Source organism: Lysobacter sp. P5_B12 (assembly GCF_056400425.1).
Window position 1 is genome coordinate 455,546 of sequence record NZ_JBFULG010000002.1, and the last position, 18,137, is coordinate 473,682.

Annotated in this window: 14 protein-coding genes; 6 read left to right on the forward strand and 8 right to left on the reverse strand. The window is 67.2% G+C overall.

Going from position 1 to position 18,137, the window contains the following annotated elements; all coding sequences use genetic code 11:
- Positions 1–23: 23 nt before the first annotated feature.
- Positions 24–533, forward strand: a complete 510-nt coding sequence (locus AC1DOM_RS05600; RefSeq protein ID WP_498961044.1) for a GNAT family N-acetyltransferase — start codon at positions 24–26, stop codon at positions 531–533.
- Here AC1DOM_RS05600 and AC1DOM_RS05605 read toward each other — a convergent pair.
- The 5 genes from AC1DOM_RS05605 to gap all read right to left on the reverse strand — a co-directional run bounded on the left by AC1DOM_RS05605 (position 512) and on the right by gap (position 9,059).
- Positions 512–2,827 (reverse strand): tetratricopeptide repeat protein, encoded by a 2,316-nt coding sequence (locus AC1DOM_RS05605; RefSeq protein ID WP_498961046.1) that lies wholly within the window; start codon positions 2,825–2,827, stop codon positions 512–514. The two genes, AC1DOM_RS05600 and AC1DOM_RS05605, sit on opposite strands and share 22 nt — an antisense overlap.
- Entirely contained in the window at positions 2,824–4,869 is a 2,046-nt protein-coding gene (locus tag AC1DOM_RS05610; RefSeq protein WP_498961048.1) for a DUF3857 domain-containing protein, read from the reverse strand. Before AC1DOM_RS05610 ends, AC1DOM_RS05605 begins: the two co-directional genes overlap by 4 nt.
- Positions 4,870–4,930: 61 nt before the next feature.
- Complete coding sequence (locus AC1DOM_RS05615; RefSeq protein ID WP_498961050.1) at positions 4,931–6,106, reverse strand: phosphoglycerate kinase; 1,176 nt, start codon at positions 6,104–6,106, stop codon at positions 4,931–4,933.
- Positions 6,107–6,162: 56 nt separating this feature from the next.
- A complete protein-coding gene (locus AC1DOM_RS05620) occupies positions 6,163–7,815 on the reverse strand; it encodes a sensor domain-containing diguanylate cyclase (protein WP_498961052.1) in 1,653 nt (550 codons plus the stop codon).
- Positions 7,816–8,054: 239 nt separating this feature from the next.
- Positions 8,055–9,059, reverse strand: a complete 1,005-nt coding sequence (gene gap, locus AC1DOM_RS05625) for a type I glyceraldehyde-3-phosphate dehydrogenase (protein ID WP_498961054.1) — start codon at positions 9,057–9,059, stop codon at positions 8,055–8,057.
- Between the two features lie 108 nt (positions 9,060–9,167).
- On the opposite strand from gap, the gene AC1DOM_RS05630 reads away from it, so the two are divergent.
- From AC1DOM_RS05630 to AC1DOM_RS05650, 5 genes are read left to right on the forward strand one after another with little or no spacing between them, the layout of a single operon-like run.
- Positions 9,168–10,055, forward strand: a complete 888-nt coding sequence (locus tag AC1DOM_RS05630; RefSeq protein WP_498961056.1) for a S1/P1 nuclease — start codon at positions 9,168–9,170, stop codon at positions 10,053–10,055.
- A 20-nt stretch (positions 10,056–10,075) separates the two neighbouring features.
- Positions 10,076–10,939, forward strand: a complete 864-nt coding sequence (locus AC1DOM_RS05635; RefSeq protein ID WP_498961058.1) for an MBL fold metallo-hydrolase — start codon at positions 10,076–10,078, stop codon at positions 10,937–10,939.
- Between the two features lie 3 nt (positions 10,940–10,942).
- Entirely contained in the window at positions 10,943–11,710 is a 768-nt protein-coding gene (gene modA / locus AC1DOM_RS05640) for a molybdate ABC transporter substrate-binding protein (protein ID WP_498961060.1), read from the forward strand.
- 3 nt (positions 11,711–11,713) lie between these two features.
- On the forward strand, positions 11,714–12,403 hold the full coding sequence (gene modB / locus AC1DOM_RS05645) for a molybdate ABC transporter permease subunit (protein WP_498961062.1): 690 nt from the start codon (positions 11,714–11,716) through the stop codon (positions 12,401–12,403).
- A gap of 8 nt (positions 12,404–12,411) precedes the next feature.
- Positions 12,412–13,032 (forward strand): ATP-binding cassette domain-containing protein, encoded by a 621-nt coding sequence (locus AC1DOM_RS05650; protein WP_498961294.1) that lies wholly within the window; start codon positions 12,412–12,414, stop codon positions 13,030–13,032.
- Positions 13,033–13,135: 103 nt separating this feature from the next.
- Here AC1DOM_RS05650 and AC1DOM_RS05655 read toward each other — a convergent pair whose 3' ends face one another.
- The 3 genes from AC1DOM_RS05655 to tkt all read right to left on the reverse strand — a co-directional run bounded on the left by AC1DOM_RS05655 (position 13,136) and on the right by tkt (position 18,122).
- A complete protein-coding gene (locus tag AC1DOM_RS05655) occupies positions 13,136–13,882 on the reverse strand; it encodes a ZirU family protein (RefSeq protein ID WP_498961064.1) in 747 nt (248 codons plus the stop codon).
- Positions 13,883–13,951: 69 nt separating this feature from the next.
- Positions 13,952–15,814, reverse strand: a complete 1,863-nt coding sequence (locus tag AC1DOM_RS05660; RefSeq protein WP_498961066.1) for a ZirU family protein — start codon at positions 15,812–15,814, stop codon at positions 13,952–13,954.
- A gap of 316 nt (positions 15,815–16,130) precedes the next feature.
- Entirely contained in the window at positions 16,131–18,122 is a 1,992-nt protein-coding gene (tkt, locus tag AC1DOM_RS05665; RefSeq protein ID WP_498961068.1) for a transketolase, read from the reverse strand.
- Positions 18,123–18,137 lie beyond the last annotated feature (15 nt).

An 18,137-nucleotide genomic window follows, 5' to 3' on the forward strand; every position in this document is an offset into this window, starting at 1 on the left:
TACCACAGCCACCCGAAGCGGCCATGGCGTTGCATACGTTTTCCATCCCCGGCTTCCCCGCGCTGAAAGGGAGACGCGTCCGCTTGCGCGCGCCGACGCCCGAGGATGCCGCGCCGGTCTTCGCGCTGTTCTCCGATCCCGACACCATGCGCCACTGGCCGCGCGCGCCGATGCAGCGCATCGATGAGGCGGCCGCTTACATCGCCGAATGCGCCGGGCATTTCGAAAGCGGCGAGCGCATCGACTGGATCGTCACCCTGCCCCAAGCCGGCGATGCGATCGGCACGTGCACGCTGTACGACATCGAAGCCGGACGCAGCGCGTCGATCGGCTACGCGCTGTTGCCTGCGCATCGTGGGCGCGGGCTTGCGAGCGACGCGGTGCGCACGGCGACCGCGTGGGCGTTCCGGACGCTGGCGCTGGAACGCATCGAGGCCACGGTCGCGCCTGCGAACGTGGCCTCGCAACAGTTGCTGGCGCGCGCGGGCTTCGCGCGCGTGGCCGAGGATCGTTACTGCTTGTCGGTGCGGTAATCCTTGCCTGCGGCGTAGAGCGCCAGGCGAGACTTGAACTCGGCCATCTGCGCATCCCGCTGCTTCCGGACGTCCTTCGCCACGGCCTTTCCGCCGGTGCTCTTGTCCTGCTCGGCAAGCAACGCGACAAACCCGTCGACGACTTCCTGCTGCTTTTTCTTCGCCGTCGCGAAGTCGCCGGCCGCGGCATGGCACGCGGCGATCGTGTCGATCTGGCCCACGGTCGGGTCTTCGATCTTCGCCGAGACCGCCAGGCCGGCCTTGCCGTCGCGGAAGGTCGGATCGTCGAACGTGCACAGCGCCCACGCGTAATTGTTGGCCAGGTTGCTCACGTCTTCGTACGCCATGCCCGCGCGCCAGATCTCCAGCGCACGCTTGCGCGCTTCGGGCGTTTTCTTGGTGTAGAACAGCCAGTACGCGAGACCATCGGCGGCACTTGCATCCTTGGCCGCGATCGCGCGTTCGAAGACACGCGTGCCTTCGACTTCGTCGACCTTGCCGAACGTGCCGTGCAACAGGTGATAGCCGAGCAGCGACTGCGACTCGTGGTCGTCCTTGTCGGCGTCGATCGTCAACAGGCGTCGTGCTTCCGCCGGATCCTTGTCGATGCCGCCACGTCCGTCGATCAGGGCGAGCGCGAGCACGCGATTGGCTTCCGCCGAACCCCATTTGCCGACGTTGCGCAATACGGTGACACCGTCGCTGGGTTTGCCCTTCGGACCCGGACGCCCGTCGATGAGCATTTCGGCGATCCAGATCAACGAAGAGACGTCATCGTTGTTGGCCGGATCGCTCAACCAGTGCCAGGCTTGCTCGTAGTCCTCGCGCAGGGTCGCGCGCAGTGCGAGCTGCCGCGCGGCCCATTCGTCGGCGCCATGCGCGGCCTGCACGAACATCGCTTCGGCCGCGGCGTCGTCCTGCTTGATGCCGTCCTTGCCGTTCTTCAGGAAATAGCCGTAGCGCGCTTGCGAGCCGGGATCGCCCATCTCCGCCGCGCGGCGCGAGTACTCGATGCTCTGCGCGTGCTGGTCCGTGGCGTCGGCATATGCCGCAAGGAGGTTGAATCCCTGGCCCGCGCCGTTCTGGGGCCTGGACGACAGCAGCGCGATCTCCGCCGGCGCCAGCGCGCCCTGGGGGGCGTGCAGGCGGCGATCGAGCAGTTGCGTGCGCTTGGCCCACTCGTTGCCCGCGGCCACCGACGCATCCAGGCGCGCGGCGATGTCGGCCGGAAACGCCACCTCGTTCTTGTGCGCGTCGTGCCACAGATTGGCGTAATACGCACTCGCGCCCTTCCGATCCCAGCGCTGGTCGGCCGCATCGAGCAATTGCTTGCCCGCCGCCGGATCCTTCGGCACGCCGACGCCTTCGTTGTAGGCATAGGCGAGCAAGGTCATCGGCAACGCGAATTTCTTTTCGGCCAGCGGCAGCACGGCGTCGACGAAGCCATCGCCGCAGTGCTTGTCCTGCGGGTTGAACGCGCACACCAGCAACCAGACATGGGGCGACTGCACGCCGCCGGCCAGCGTGCCCTGGCGGAGGCGATCGACGCGTGCCGGGACGGCGCCGGCCGTGCGCGACTGGCGCCACGCAAGGAGGTCGACGGCAGAAGGCATGTTTTGCTTGGCGCTGCCCTGGACGCCCACCTCGACCAGTTCCGACCGGAAGTGCGGATAGCGCGCCTGGGGGTCGCTGGCCACCATGCGCGTGGTCGCATCCACCCAATCGAATCGCAGATGCCGTTCGACCTTTTTCTGCGGATCCCACGCGGCGACGACGAGCGGGAACGTGCGCGCCATGTGGTAGGACTCGTAATACTCGTAGCGCCACTCCAGACCCATCGTGGCCACGAGCCCGTAGACATCGGCGTGCCGCAGCACGCGGATCACCGCGCCCTGCGGATTGTCGGTCACGCCGGACAGCGCATGCTTCGACAACGCGGCGAGCGGGGCCAGTGCGCGCTCGGCGGCGGCATCGTCGCCGAGCGCTTCGGCGCACAACATCGCGACGCGACGCAGCACGATCGACACGGGCACCTTCGCGACCGCGTCGCGCAGCGCATCGCCGTTCGCGCGGCAACTGTCGGCTTCGGCGGAGGTGCTGTCGTACTCGAGCTTGTCGAGGATGTCGTAGGCGGGCCAGATCGCCTCGTGGTCGCCATGTTCGACCAGCCACGTCCATGCGCCGGCCGGATCGGTGGCGACGTCGGGCATCGCGGGCGTCGCGGCCTGTGCGAACGCACAGCCCAGGGCGAGCGCGGCGCCGAGGGCGGCGCGCCGGGAAAAACGAGGGGTCATTGCGCGGTTCCTTCCTGGTCGACGTCTTCGAGCAAAGCTTTCAGGCGCGCATCGCGGGCCTTCGGGTCGAGGCGCTGGTCCGGCTGGAAACGCAGCACCGCGGAGAGTTCGTCGCGCACGCGGCGCAGTTCGCCCAGGTGCGAGGTCGCCTGCGCGGCGTCGAGATCGGATTGGGTGATCTGCAGGTCGTAGACCAGGGTGGCGACCTTCGGTTCGATCTTCAGCGTGCGCGCGTAGGTGAACGCGGACGAGCTGCGCGCGGCCTTTTCCTGTGAGAAGGTCGGATGCCAGCCTTCGGGCACCTGCACGCGGATTTCGTGGTGGTACGCCGCGGGGCTGCCAACCAGCAACGGTCCCTTGCGCGACATCGTGCGTGGCAGTTCGCTCGCATCGTCCAGCGTCAGCCCGTAGACCTCGAGCGCCGGCTTGGCATCGTCCTTGAACGGATGCTTGAGCTGGAAGGACTCGGTGACGACGAAGGTGTTGCCTTCGCGATCGTCGCGCGTGCCCAGGCCACCGACGGCATCGGCTTCGCCGTAGCGACGACGGAAATAATCGGTGCGGCTGCGCAGCACGTCTTCGCTGCGGGAACGCGACAGGCTGCGGCGCACGTCGTCGGCCAGCTCGCCTTCGTAGACGGTTTCGATGTCCAGGCGCACCGCGCCGTCCTTCACCTGCGGCACGTAGGTTTCGACCGTACGCATCGCACGCGTGGTCCTGGCAGGCGCGGCGATGTCCTGCAGTGCGGTGGTGCCCGCAACGATGGGCAGCACGGCGCCGTAAGCGCTGAGGTCGCGGTCGCGCGGTTGCCCGCCCAGTTGCGACATGGTCGCGTCGATCCACACGGTCGCGCCCTCGACGGTCGCGCGCACGATCACGTGGTTGAACGCGGCGGCGGTCGGCACGAGCTCGCGCGTCGCGCGGCCGCGGTCGGTCGACACCAGCGCGGGGACGGCCTGGATCCCCATGCGGCGCAGGATCGTCGCAAGCAGGTAGGTCTTGTCCTTGCAATCGCCGTAGCGGCGCGTCCAGGTTTCCGACGGTGCGGCCGGGCGATGCGTGCTGCTGCCCATCTCCACGCCGAAGTAGCGCACTTCATCCTGCACCGCGCGCGTCGCCGCGCGCACGCGCGCATTCGCGTCGGGGAGTTTCTTCCATTGCGCGATGCGCGCTTCCAGGTCGGCCGGCAGCGTCTTGACTTCGGGATACAAGGGCAACGCCCATGCGACGACATCCGCCCACGTCCGGTCGGGCCCGATCTGCGTGCGGGGTTTCGGATCGAACCACACTGGGTAGCTGCCTTCATCGATGACGGGCGTGGGGCCGTGCGTATCCACCGTGACTTCGACAGCGTCGGCGTTTTCGCGCACGACGGGCGCCGTGGAATCGAGCGTGCGATGCGAACGCACGTGCGTGCCCGGATCGAACAACACGCGCAAGTGGTCGTCGAGCATCGGTGCGCGCCACGCGGTGGCGAGCGAATCGTAGCCGTGGCCTGCGAGGATCGGGTTCGCGCCTTCGATGGTGTAGGTCACGCGCACCACGTCCCGCACGCGGACGTCGTCGAGCACGATCAGCGCGCTGACGCGGCCGTCGGCCATGTCGGATTCGAAATCGGTCTCGCGGCGCGCGAGCGTGATCTTGTCGGGCAGCAGGCGATCGTGCCACGCGCCGTCGCGGCGGATCGCGACGCGCTGCAGGACCAGCCGCTGGTATTCGGGATTGAATTCGATCGTGAACTTGCCGGCTTCGCCGAGGTTGGACGAGGCGATGGCTTCGTACACGGTGTCGGTGTACGCCACCACCTTGCCGCCACGGCGATCGACCTGGTGATCGAACAGCCAGTTGCGCCAGACGTTGTCGTCGGCGCCGGGTGCCTTCGCATCCCACTGCGCGGGCACCTGGTGCGGCACCACGAACGCGGGCGCATCGCCGACGAAGAACTTGAAATCGCCGCGCTTGTGTTCGACGTCAGCCGACCAGCACGCCCCCGAGACGACCCAACCCGCACACGCCAAGACCGCAACGCACCAGCGCTTCATGCCGAACTTCCGGAATTCCCCGGGGGCAGCCTACACCAGCGCCGCGCCATCTTGGGTGGCGTCAGCCCCGGTCTTGCAAAGCCGCTACCGCTGGTAACGTCTTGCCTTCCAGGAACTCCAGGAACGCGCCGCCACCGGTGGAGATGTAACCGACCTGGTCGGCGATGCCGTACTTGTCGACCGCCGCCAGGGTGTCGCCGCCGCCGGCGATGGAGAACGCATCGGACGCCGCGATCGCGCGCGCCATCGCTTCGGTGCCCTTGCCGAAGGCGTCGAATTCGAACACGCCCACCGGGCCGTTCCATACCACGGTGCCGGCCTGCTTGATCAGTTCTGCGTAGCGCTTGGCAGTGTCCGGGCCGATGTCCAGGATCATCTCGTCGGCGCCGACCTGGTCGACCGCCTTCACCGTCGCCGGCGCATCGGCCGCGAACGCGGGCGCGACGACGACGTCGCTCGGCAACGGGATGTCGGCGCCGCGCGCCTTCGCCTCGGCCATGATCTTGCGCGCGGTGTCGATGAGGTCGGCTTCGTACAGCGACTTGCCCACGCCGTGGCCCATCGCGGCGATGAAGGTGTTGGCGATGCCGCCGCCGACGATGAGCTGGTCGACCTTCTGCGCGAGCGAACCGAGCAGTTCGAGTTTCGTCGAGACCTTGCTGCCGGCGACGATCGCGAGCAGCGGGCGCTTCGGCGCTTCGAGCGCGCGCGCGAGCGCGTCGAGTTCGGCCATCAACAGCGGCCCACCGGCGGCGACTTTCGCTTGCTGGATCACGCCATGCGTGGACGCCTGCGCGCGATGCGCGGTGCCGAAGGCATCCATGACGAACACATCGCACAGCTCGGCGTACTTCTTCGCGAGCGCCGGGTCGTCCTTGCCCTCGCCCATGTTCATGCGGCAGTTCTCGAGCAGCACGATCTCGCCGGGCTTCACCGAGAAGTCGGCGGACAGCCAGTCGCGCACCAGGCGCACTTCGCGGCCGAGCTTCTCGCTCAGGCGTTGCGCGACGGGCTTGAGCGAATCGGCTTCGGTGAAGTGCCCTTCTGTCGGGCGGCCGAGGTGGGACATGACCATGACCGCGGCGCCCTGGTCGAGCGCGGCGACGAGCGTGGGCAGCGCGGCGGTGATGCGTTGTTCGGAGGCGACCTTGCCGTCCTTGATCGGCACGTTGAGGTCTTCACGGATCAGGACGCGCCTGTTGCGCAGGTCGATCTCGGACATCCGGACGATGGGCATCTTTGGCGCCTTGGGGTCTTTCGGGGGCGCACATTGTAGCGGGGCGCGGGTGGCCCCTACAGCGAGACCCGATTGCGCCCGGCGTGCTTGGCGCGGTACAGCGCCGCGTCGGCGCGGGCCAGCATCACTTCCGGGTCGTCGCCGTCTTCCGGCAGGTTCGTCGCCACGCCGATGCTCACCGTCAGCACGCCCATCGGCGAACCGGCGTGCGCGATGTCGGCATGCAGCACGTTGGCGCAGATGCGTTCGCCGACGCGGATCGCCTGCTCGAGCGTGGTTTCGGGCAGGAAGACGATGAACTCTTCGCCGCCCGGGCGCACGATGACGTCTTCGCGGTGATAGAGCGCGCTGCGCACGGCGCCGGCGAAACGCTTCAGCGCGTTGTCGCCGCGCGGATGGCCGTAGCGATCGTTGTAGGCCTTGAAGTGATCGATATCCAGCGCGAGCGCCGACAACATGCCGCCCTTCCCGTGCGTATCGCGCCACAACTGGTTGGCGACTTCGCGGAAGCCGCGATAGTTGAGGCAGCCGGTGAGTGCGTCGGTGCGGCTGAGGCGATCGAGTTCGGCCACGGCGTTGCGCAATTCGGCGGTGCGCAGCGCGATCTCGCGCTCGCGCGCATCGACGACCTGTTCGAGCGAGGAACGCAGGCGGCGTTGTTCTTCCAGGCTGCGGCTGGTCGCGCGGTACGCGTCGGCCATGCGATCGCTGAGCTGGTTCATCGCTTCGGCGAGCGGCGCCAGTTCCTGCGGCATCGACGCGGCGGAGATCGGCGATGACGCATGTTCGAGTGCGAAGCGCTGCATCTGCACCAGCAGCCGGTGCACGCTCGTCGACAGGCGCCGCATCTGCCACCACGCGATGCCGAGCACGCCGGCGGCGACGGCGATGAGCAGGCCGAGCATCGTGGCGATGGTGCGGAACAGTTCGGCATCGAGCGTCGACTTCGGCATCAGCACCAGCAAGCGCCAGCCGGATTCGAGCGGCATCGCGATGGCATAGGCGTCTTCGCCGTCGTGCAACACGCTGTCGACGCGGTTCCAGCCGGCGTCGGAATCGCCGGGTTCGACGGCGCGCAGGACCTTCCCGTTCGGCGTTGCGTCGAGCCGCTCCATCGGTGCGAGCGGCAGGCCGCTGCTGGCGTAGGCCACTTGGCCCTGGCGGTCGACCAGCACCGCTTCGTAGCCGTGCATGCGCAGCCAGGCGATGCGCTGGCCGGAATTCTCCACGCGCATCGCGCCTTCGACGATGCCGGCGAAGCGCCCGTTCGCGCGTAGCGGCGCGGCGACGCAGGAGAGCGGCGGGGTGTTGGGGGCGGCGCGGTAGACGTCGGAAATCGTCGGCGCGTCCTGCCCCTGCGCGGTGGCGAAGCAGGGGCCGGGATCGGACGTCGCGCGCTCGGCGGGATCGGCGGCGATGACGCGCCCCTGGGCATCGAGCACGCGCATCGTGGCGAAGGCGGGATAGTGGTCGCGCAGGCGGCGCAGGTCGTCGACCCACCGCGCGCGATCGCCGAGCGTGTTTTCGCTGCTGCGGCGCGCGGCCAGTACCGCGGCGACGGCCCCGTGCATGCGCAGGGAGTCGTCGAAGTCGCGCGCGGTGATCTCGGCGGCCGAATGCAGGTTCGCGGCGGCATCGGCGCGTTGCGAGGTGGACTGGCTCCAGGCCAGCAGGGCGCACAGGATCAGCGCCGGAAGAACGACGGCCACGACCAGCAGGCGCGCGAAGTCTCGCCGCAGCGCCCAGTCGGGCCCTGCCGACCGGATTTCGAGGGGAACTGCCGCCGCCATAGCCTCGCAAGCTACCGGGGCCGCGCGGGGTCGGCAACGGGGAAACGCCCGTCGGCGGCGGCACTACGTCGCAGAAATGCGCGACCCCGCAAAAGCGGGGTCGCATGTGAAGACATGTCCGTGACCCGGTCCGCGCGGGGACGGGGCCGCCGCAGGGGTCAGCCCTTGGCGATGACCTTGACCATTTCCAGGCACTTGTTGGAATAGCCCCACTCGTTGTCGTACCAGCTCACGAGCTTGACGAAGGTCGAATCCAGCGCGATGCCGGCGTCGGCGTCGAAGATCGAGGTGCGCGCGTCGCCGCGGAAATCGGTGGCGACGACCTTGTCTTCGGTGTAACCGAGGATGCCCTTGAGCGCGCCTTCCGACTGGGCCTTCATTTCGGCGCAGATCTCGGCGTAGGTCGCCGGCTTTTCGAGTTCGGCGGTCAGGTCGACGACCGAGACGTCGGAGGTCGGCACGCGGAAGGACATGCCGGTGAGCTTCTTGTTGAGCTCCGGGATCACCACGCCCACGGCCTTGGCCGCGCCCGTGCTCGACGGGATGATGTTCTCCAGGATGCCGCGGCCGCCGCGCCAGTCCTTGTTGGACGGGCCGTCGACGGTCTTCTGCGTTGCGGTGGCCGCGTGCACGGTGGTCATCAGGCCGCGCTTGATGCCCCACTTGTCGTGCAGCACCTTGGCCAGCGGCGCCAGGCAGTTGGTCGTGCACGATGCGTTCGAAACGATCGCCTCGCCCTTGTACTTCTGGTGGTTCACGCCGTAGACGAACATCGGCGTGTCGTCCTTCGACGGCGCCGACAGCAACACCTTCTTCGCGCCGGCATCCAGGTGCTTCTGCGCGGTGGCCTTGTCGAGGAACAGGCCGGTGGATTCGATGACGACATCGGCGCCGACTTCGTTCCACTTGAGGTTGGACGGGTCGCGTTCCTGCGTCAGGCGGATCTTCTTGCCGTTGACGATCAGCGCGCCGCCTTCGACCTTCACCTCACCCTTGAAGCGACCGTGCACCGAGTCGTACTGCAGCATGTAGGCCAGGTAGTCCGGCTCCAGCAGGTCGTTGATGGCGACGATCTCGATGTCGTTGCCGAAGTTCTGCACGGCAGCGCGCAACACGTTGCGGCCGATGCGGCCGAAGCCATTGATGCCAACCTTGATCGCCATTTCGACTCCTGGAGCTGGGAAGGGAAAACCGGACAAGAACCGGGCCGCGGTGGCCCGCGTCCGGGAAAGCCCGGTATTTTAGAGGAACCCTCCCCCACGGCTACCGTGATGCCCCGACTTCCGCACGCCCTCGCCCCCCTTGCCCTGCTGGTGGGCGCCCTGGTCGCGGCCCCGCAAGCCCAGGCCTGGAGCGCGCTGGGGCACCGGATGGTGGGGGAATTGGCGCAGCGGCACGTCCAGCCGGCCACGCAGGCGCAGATCGACGCGCTGCTGGCGGGCGAAAAGGACCCCACCCTCGCCGGCGTGGCCACCTGGGCCGACGATTTGCGCAACAGCGACGGCGAGCGCTTCCGGGCGACCTCGCGCTGGCACTACATCAACACCAACGACGGCACCTGCAACTTCGACCTGGCGCGCGACTGCCCGGACGGCCAGTGCGTGGTCGGTGCGATCGAGAAGCAGCGGGCGATCCTCGCCGACCGCACGCAACCGATCCAGGCGCGTCGCGAAGCACTGAAGTTCCTCGTGCATTTCGTCGGCGACGTGCACCAGCCGATGCATGCGTCCAACCATCCCGACAAGGGCGGCAACGATTACCAGATCAGCCTGGCGACGAAGCTCGAGCCCGAGGCCTACGCGAAGAAGAATTACGTCGACGGCGTGATGGGCACCAACCTGCATTCGATCTGGGATTACTACATCCTCGGCGAGGTGGGCGTTGACCGGAAGGGACATCCGGGGCTCGGCCTCAAGGGCTATGCCGATCGCCTGGATGCCATGCCGTGGCCGCCGGAATCCGGCGCGGTGAGCCCGCCGCTGGCGTGGGCCGGCGAGTCCTGCCGCGCCGTCGATGGCCGTTCGCTGTATCCGACGGGCCACAAGCTCGATCAGACCTACCTCGACACGATGCGCCCCTTCGCCGAGCAACGCGTTCGCCAGGCCGCATGGCGCCTGGCGAAACTGCTCGACGACACCCTGGGCGCGCCCGCGCGCTGACATCCGCAGGAACACCCCCCATGCGCCCCGACGTCGCCCCGTTCCACGATCCCGCCACCGGCACGTGGACCTACGTGGTGTCCGACCCGGCGACGCGCGCGGCGGCGATCATCGATCCGGTCCTCGACTTCGACGCGAAGTCCGCGCGCACCGCCCACGCGTCGACGCAGAAGCTGCTCGACCATGTGCAGGCCAACACGCTCGACGTGCAGTGGCTCCTGGAAACGCACGCGCACGCCGATCACCTGTCGGATGCGCAATGGCTGCTCGAACGCTTTCCGCGTGCGACGCTCGGCATCGGCCGCGGCATCGTGCAAACGCAGCGCAGCTTCGCGCCGGTGTTCGGGTTCGGCGACGACGTGGCGCAGGATGGCTCGCAGTTCGGGCGATTGTTCGAAGCGGGCGACCGGTTCGCAATCGGCGGAATCGACGTTGAGGTGATCGGCGCACCCGGCCATACGGCCGATTGCGTCGCCTATCGCATCGGCGATGCGCTGTTCTGCGGCGACACGTTGTTCATGCCCGATGCGGGCACTGCGCGCACGGATTTTCCGAATGCGGACGCGGCCACCTTGTATCGCACGATCCGATCGTTCTACGCCCTTCCCGACGACACGCGCGTCTTCGTCTGCCACGACTACGGCCCGAATGGCCGCGCCGTCGCCGGCGAAACCACCATCGGCGCGCAGAAGCGCGAAAACATCCACCTGCGCGACGACACCAGCGAAGCGGAGTACGTCGCGTTGCGCAAGGCGCGCGATGCGACCCTGCCGATGCCGGCGTTGATCCTGCAGTCGCTGCAGGTCAACCTGCGTGCCGGCGTGTTGCCCGACGCGTCCGACAATGGCGTGCGGTATCTGCGTATCCCCCTCGACAGGATTTGACGAATGCGTTTCATCGCCCGCGGCGTGCTGTTCCTGATTTTCGCGATCGCATGCCTGGCCCCTGCATTCGCCGCCGAACCGCTGACGGTTTTTGCCGCCGCGAGTTTGAAGGAATCGCTGGACGAAGCCGCACACGCCTACGAGCAGAAGACCGGGCAGCCCGTGCGCGTCTCCTACGCCGCGAGTTCTGCGCTCGCACGCCAGATCGAACAGGGCGCGCCGGCGGACGTGTTCGTTTCGGCCGACGTGGAGTGGATGGATTATCTCGCGCGCGCGAAGGCCATTGATCCGGCGACGCGCCGCAACCTGCTCGGCAACACGCTCGTGCTCGTCGCGCCCGCGGATGCGAAGACTGCGCCGATCGCGCTGCAACCCGGCCTCGACCTGGTCAAGGCGCTGGGCGATGGGCGCCTCGCCGTCGCGCTCGTCGACAGCGTGCCGGCCGGCAAGTATGCGAAGCAATCGCTCATCGCGCTTGGTGCGTGGGAGGGTGTGAAGTCGCGCACGGCCGAAGCGGAGAATGTGCGCGCGGCCTTGCTGCTTGTGTCGCGTGGAGAGACACCGCTCGGCATCGTCTACGGCAGCGACGCGCTGGCCGAGCCGAAGGTCAAAGTGGTCGGCACCTTCCCCGACACATCGCATGCGCCCATCGTGTACCCGATCGCGCGTATCGCCGCGAGCCGGCATCCGAATGCGCGCGCGTTCGTGCAATGGCTGCAGACGAAGGATGCGCGCGCGATCTTCCTGCGCCACGGTTTCCGGTCGCTCTGACACGTGCAACTCACGCCCGCCGAAACCGCCGCGATCGCGCTCAGCCTCAAGGTGGCGGCGACGGCGGTCGCGTGCAGCCTGCCGTTCGGCATCGCGCTGGGATGGTTGCTCGCGCGCAAACGCTTCCCGGGCAAGTTGGCGCTCGACACCTTGCTCGTGATGCCGCTAGTCCTGCCGCCGGTGGTGACGGGCTTCGTGCTGTTGATGGCCTTCGGCGCGCGCGGCCCCATCGGCATGTTCCTGCGCGACACCTTCGGCATCGTGCTCGCCTTCCGCTGGACCGGCGCCGCACTCGCCTGCGCGATCATGGGCTTTCCGCTGATGGTGCGCGCCATTCGCATCGCGATCGAAACCGTGGACGCACGCTTGGAGCAAGCGGCTTCGACACTCGGCGCGCCACCGTGGCGCGTGTTCTTAACCGTGACCGTCCCGCTCGCGTGGCCGGGGATCGTCGCCGGCGCGGTGCTGGCCTTCGCGAAGGCGCTCGGTGAGTTCGGCGCGACGATCACCTTCGTCTCCAGCATTCCCGGTGAGACGCAAACGCTGTCGTCGGCGATGTACGGATTGATGCAGGTGCCCGGTGGCGAATCGGGCGTGTGGCGCCTGTGCGTGGTCGCGGTCGCGATTTCCTTCGCCGCGGTGTTCTGTTCGGAGTGGCTCGTGCAGCGGCAGCGGCGCGGAGTCGACCAATGAGCGCGCCGATGTTTTCCATCGACGTCGACCTGGTGCGCGGCGCGTTCAAACGCAACGTGCGATTCGAAAGTACGCGGCGCGTGATCGCGCTCGTCGGCCGCTCGGGTGCGGGGAAGACGTCGCTGCTCCACGCGATCGCCGGCCTCGTGCGGCCCGCGCGCGGGCGCATCGCGATCGGTGGACGGTGCCTCTTCGATTCGTCGACGCGCGTCGACGAGCCGGCGCATCATCGCCGCATCGGTTACGTCTTCCAGGACGCGCGCCTGTTCCCGCATTTGAACGCGCGCGAAAACCTCCGCTACGGCGCACCGCGCGGACGCGGCGGCGAAGTGCGCTTCGTCTTCGACCACATCGTCGAACTGCTCGGCATCGGAGACTTGCTCGAACGCCACGTCGATGGCCTCTCCGGCGGCGAAGCACAGCGCGTCGCGATCGGCCGCGCGCTGCTCTCGCAACCCGAATTGCTGCTCCTCGACGAACCCCTGTCGATGCTCGACCCCGAACGCAAGGACGAACTGCTGCCCTGGCTGCAACGCCTACGCGACGAAGTCGCGTTGCCGATGGTGTGGGTCAGTCATTCGCAGGAAGACACTGCGCGCTTGGCCGATGCGGTGCATCGGTTGGATTGAGGCTGCGCACAAAAAAAGGGCCCCGAAATTCGGGGCCATGAAGTGGTTCTCAACCGGATTCCAGCGCAGTGCGGGCCTGACATGCAGGCCCGCCTGCATGTCGTTATGGCTGGCTCGCGACGACCTTGATCTTCCGCTTCTGGTCGCCCTTGACCGGCGTGTACGTCGCGCTGGTCGCGCTGGCGATGTCGGCGTACGTGCCGGAGCCAGAAGCCGATTCGATCTGCCACTGGTACGTGATGCCGGCACCGCAGGTCGTGACGCAGGTCGGGGTCGCGGTGAGCAAGGTGCCGACGATCGGATTGCCGGTCGGGGTGACCGCAACGGAGAGCAGCGCCGTCGGATCGGCCGGGTTGATTTCGCCACCGCCGCCMGGGCCGGTGCCGCCGCCGCTGCCGTCGGTACCGATGTTGGCCGCGATCGTCAGCACGCCCTGGTAGGGATCGGTGACGGCCGCATCGGTGTGCGGGATCAGGGTGTAGGTGATGACCTTGCCGGCGTCGGCCGCCTGCACGGTGTAAGTCATGGCGCCCGGCGCACCGGCGCTCACACCGTCGACGGTCCACTGGACGGTCGCGTTGGTCGCGGCGAGATCGATGGTGTCGGTGTCGGGGTCGGTGACGGTGAAGGCCGCCGTCAGCACGTCGCCTGCAAGCACCTGGCCACCGGCGCCCGAGGGCGTCACGGTGATCGTCGCCGTGGCGACGACCGGTGCGCGACCCTTGACCGTTGCGGTTTCCGGGGAAGTGACGACGGTCTGCGCGAATGCCAGACCCGACAACGACAGGCCGAGGAAGGTCGCGAGTAGCGTCCTGCGCAGCGTGTTGTTGGAAGTTTTGTTGCGTTGCATCTGGGGATCTCCGGTTGATGTTGCGGGCCTTGCAAAACACTGCGCTCGCCGAAGCGAGCGCAGAAAAAATCAGGGCTTGGTGGCGAGCACGCGGATGCGTCGCTTCTGGTCGCCGCGCGTGACGGTGTAGGTCTCCGCGACCGCGCCGGGGAGATCGATGTACGTGCCCGAGCCGACGGCGCTTTCGATCTGCCACTGGTAAACCAGCGGCGTCGTGCACTTGCCGCCGCCGGCGCAGGTCACCGAAGCGTTGAGGACCGAGCCCACCATCGGCGCGCCCGTCAGCGGGCTGCCGTTGAAATGCACTTCCACGCCGGTCGGCGTGTTGCCGGTGCCCGGATCGTTCGGATCGAGCGGATTGGTGCCGCTGTCGACTTCGGTCTTGTCGTCGATGCCGTCGGCGTCGGTATCGGGCTTGTTCGGATCCGTGCCGAGTTTTTCTTCCTGCTCGTTGCTCAGGCCATCGCCGTCGGGATCGATGTCGATCACGTCGATGATGAAGTGCTGCTGCGCGACACGGCCGCGGCCGTCGACGACGTTCACCGTCGCCTCGAACCGGTTGTCCTTCGCCAGGTCGGCGGAGGTCATCTTCGTCGGGTCCAGGCGCAGCTCGTTGCCGACCAGTGTGAACAGTGCCGCGTCGGCACCGGCCAAGGTGTACTTGTGTCCCTCTTTCGCGCCGGTGACCTGCAGCTGGTAGCTGTAGGTCGCATCCGACATCACGCTGTCGTTGACCACCGACGGACCGACGAACGCGAGCGGAACGTCCTTCTCGCGGATCTCCGTGACGATCTTGTTTTCGCGTTCGACGAAGTCGGTCGCGCGCTTGCGGATATCGTTTTTCTGGGCGACGTTCTTGCGCGCCTTCTGCGCGCCCAGCGATTCGTCGAGCTGGTATTTGAAATTGAACGAGATCCGCGTGTCGCGCGTGCCGGTGCCCATCGCGCTGTCGTGCTCGAGCGCGATGTCGAACAGCGGCACCGGCGAGTACGCGATCTTGGTGGTCAGGACGAAGGGATCCTTGTAGGTCTGCCCGCTGCCGAACACGTCGACCTGGTCGCCGTGCCAGCGCGTGCCCTTGACGGTGAGGTCAAGGCCCGGCGCGCGCGTCGGGCTCCACGTCATGCCCAGGTCGTAACCGCTGGCCGCGCGTTCTTCGAAATCCGGGGCTTCGTCGATCGTCTTCCACGCATCCGATGCCGGGGCGTAGGTATTGGCGAAGAAGCGCAGCGATTTCGTCGCAGCCTCGACGCCCAGGCCGACGCGGTGCGCGCCGTTGTCGAAATCGTGGTCGTAGAACACATTGGCGCCGAGCAACCAGGCGTCGCCGGGCGCGATCCAGCGATAAACCAGGCCGACGTTCGCCGTCGCGCGATCGCCTTCGTTGTGCACGCCGAACTGCGTAAGCAGGTAGTGGCGTTTGTCTTCGCCACCGTAAAGCATGCCCATTGTTTTCAGATTGACGTCGACGTCGCCTTCCGAGCCCAGCGTGATGCCGCCTTCGAGGCGCTGGAGGTATTGGTTGTCGGAATCCTTGAGCGTGCTCAGGCCGGAGGAAATGGCGGCATTGGCGACGTCGGTCTTGAATTGGTCGGTCGCGTTGGTGCTGCTGGCGCTGGGGTTGGTCGACGAGCTCTTCGCCGCCGACTGCGCTGCACTGATCGCCTTGGCGGTCAGCGCATCGGCTGTTTCCTTCGCCTTGTTGGGGCCCTGCTCCGCGCCGCCGATGTCGGGCAGGTTGTCCTGCACGTTCTTGGTCTGCGCGCGGGAATTGGCCTCGACACTGGACGAACGCTGCGCTTCGTCCACCTTCTTTTTCTTATCCTCCTCCTCGGCGAGCGCCGCAGGGCTGCCGAGCAGGAACGTGAGCGCCAGGGCGATCGATTTGGACAGGAAATTGGAACGGTGTTGCTTCCGTGGATGCATGGTCATCTGACGCGTCCCCTACGACGCTGAAAGTGGGGCGCATTCTTGTGGTCGGGTCCTACGCCCGACATGAGGCGAATCCCCTTCGCCCCGTAAGAAATGACTGCGCGCGTTGTGCGAAACATTCCCTGCAAAGGGAACAGCAAGCGGCCATGGGGCGCTATAGACCCAAGGGGCAATGAAATGCGCGCAGGGAACTTTTGGCGTCGGACGCAATGCGTCCACGCAACGCACGCGAAGGCGCGTCGTTGTCGAATGGCCACGCAGAAACGACGAGGCCCGCGAATGCGGGCCTCGTTGCTATGCGTTGCGTGCGCGCGATTTACGCAAGGTTTTTAGCGACCTGCACGAGATTCTCGACCGTGAACCCGAAGTGCAGGAACAACTTCTCCGCAGGCGCGCTCGCACCGAAGCGATCGATGCCGATGACCGCGCCGTCCAGCCCGACGTACTTGCGCCAGAAATCGCTGACGCCGGCTTCGATCGCCACGCGGCGTCGGCAGGCGTTCGGCAGTACGGTTTCGCGGTACGCCGGATCCTGGCGGTCGAACACGTCGGTGCTCGGCATCGACACCACGCGCACGCCGTCGCCGAGTTGCGCGGCGGCCTGCATCGCGAGGTCAACTTCGGAGCCCGTTGCGATGAGGATCAACTGCGGTGCGCCCTTGCTGTCGCGCAGGATGTAACCGCCGCGACGGATGTCGGCGACCTGCTGCGTCGTGCGCGGCTGGTGCGCGAGGTTCTGGCGGGTGAACACCAGGCACGACGGGCCGTCGTGTTGTTCGATCGCCGCGCGCCACGCGACGGCCGATTCGACGGCGTCGCAGGGGCGCCACACGTCGTTGCCGGGGATGTAACGCAGCGAGGCGACGTGTTCGATCGGCTGGTGCGTCGGGCCGTCTTCACCCAGGCCGATCGAGTCGTGCGTGTAGACGTGGATCGCGTGCGCGCCCATCAGCGCGCTCATGCGCACGGCGTTACGCGCGTAGTCGCTGAAGACGAGGAAGGTCGCGTCGTACGGAATGAAGCACTCGTGCAGGCCGAGGCCGTTGCTGATCGCGGTCATCGCGAATTCGCGCACGCCGAAGTAGATGTAGTTGGCGTTGGCGTCGTCGCTGGTGACGGACTTGCTACCCTTCCACAAGGTGAGGTTGGAATGCGCGAGGTCCGCCGAGCCGCCGATCAGTTCCGGCAGCAGCGGGCCGTAGGCTTCCAGCGCCATCTGCGAGGCCTTGCGCGAGGCGACGACCGGGCCTTCGGCCTGGAGCTTCGCGATGTACGCATCGGCCGCCGACGCCCAGTTGTCCGGCAGTTCGTTGCGCGCGCGGCGCACGAGTTCGTCGGCGAGTTCGGGGTATCGCGCGGCGTACTTGTCGAACAAGGTGTTCCATTGATCTTCGCGCACCAGGCCCGCGTTGCCGGCGCGCCAGCCGTCGCGAATTTCCTGCGGAATGTCGAATGCGTCGTGCGGCCAATTCAGCGCAGCGCGCGTGGCGACGATTTCATCCTTGCCCAGCGGCGCGCCGTGCGAGGACTCCTTGCCCGCCTTGCCCGGCGAACCGAAACCGATTGTCGTGCGTGCGCAAATCAGCGTGGGCTTGTCGCTCGATGCGAGCGCCGCATCGACTGCGCGCTTGATCGCCTCGGCATCATGCCCGTCGACGCCGCGCACCACGTTCCAGCCGTAGGCTTCGAACCGCTTGCCGGTGTCGTCGGTGAACCAGCCCTGCGTGTCGCCGTCGATCGAGATGTGGTTGTCGTCCCAGATGGCGATGAGTTTGTTGAGGCCCCAAGTGCCCGCGAGCGATGCCGCTTCGTGCGAGATGCCTTCCATCAGGCAGCCGTCGCCCATGAAGACCCAGGTGTGGTGGTCGACGACTTCGAACTCGGGGCGGTTGAAGCGCTGCGCGAGGAGTTTTTCGGCGAGCGCCATGCCCACCGCGTTCGCGAAGCCCTGGCCGAGCGGACCGGTCGTGGTTTCCACGCCCGGCGTCATGAAGTTTTCCGGATGGCCCGGCGTCTTGGACTCGAGCTGGCGGAAGGACTTCAGGTCATCGATCGTCATTGCGTAGCCGGACAGGTGCAGCAACGCGTAATGCAGCATCGAGCCGTGGCCGTTGGACAACACGAAACGGTCGCGGTTGAACCACGAGGGGTTGTTCGGGTTGTGGCGGTAGTAGTCGTTCCAGACGACTTCCGCGATGTCCGCCATGCCCATCGGCATGCCCGGGTGGCCGGACTTCGCGGCCTCCACCGCATCGATGGCGAGGAATCGGATGGCGTTGGCGAGGTCGCGGCGGCTGGGCGTCGGCATGGCGGGGGCGGGGTC

What these genes read in the sequence shown, in the direction of transcription:
- AC1DOM_RS05635 (WP_498961058.1), top strand. Translation starts at nt 10,076, where the DNA reads ATGCGCCCCGACGTCGCCCCGTTCCACGATCCCGCCACCGGCACGTGG.
- gap (WP_498961054.1), bottom strand. Translation starts at nt 9,059, where the DNA reads ATGGCGATCAAGGTTGGCATCAATGGCTTCGGCCGCATCGGCCGCAAC.
- AC1DOM_RS05610 (WP_498961048.1), bottom strand. Translation starts at nt 4,869, where the DNA reads ATGAAGCGCTGGTGCGTTGCGGTCTTGGCGTGTGCGGGTTGGGTCGTC.
- AC1DOM_RS05630 (WP_498961056.1), top strand. Translation starts at nt 9,168, where the DNA reads ATGCCCCGACTTCCGCACGCCCTCGCCCCCCTTGCCCTGCTGGTGGGC.
- tkt (WP_498961068.1), bottom strand. Translation starts at nt 18,122, where the DNA reads ATGCCGACGCCCAGCCGCCGCGACCTCGCCAACGCCATCCGATTCCTC.
- modA (WP_498961060.1), top strand. Translation starts at nt 10,943, where the DNA reads ATGCGTTTCATCGCCCGCGGCGTGCTGTTCCTGATTTTCGCGATCGCA.
- AC1DOM_RS05615 (WP_498961050.1), bottom strand. Translation starts at nt 6,106, where the DNA reads ATGCCCATCGTCCGGATGTCCGAGATCGACCTGCGCAACAGGCGCGTC.
- AC1DOM_RS05605 (WP_498961046.1), bottom strand. Translation starts at nt 2,827, where the DNA reads ATGACCCCTCGTTTTTCCCGGCGCGCCGCCCTCGGCGCCGCGCTCGCC.
- AC1DOM_RS05660 (WP_498961066.1), bottom strand. Translation starts at nt 15,814, where the DNA reads ATGACCATGCATCCACGGAAGCAACACCGTTCCAATTTCCTGTCCAAA.
- AC1DOM_RS05600 (WP_498961044.1), top strand. Translation starts at nt 24, where the DNA reads ATGGCGTTGCATACGTTTTCCATCCCCGGCTTCCCCGCGCTGAAAGGG.
- AC1DOM_RS05650 (WP_498961294.1), top strand. Translation starts at nt 12,412, where the DNA reads ATGTTTTCCATCGACGTCGACCTGGTGCGCGGCGCGTTCAAACGCAAC.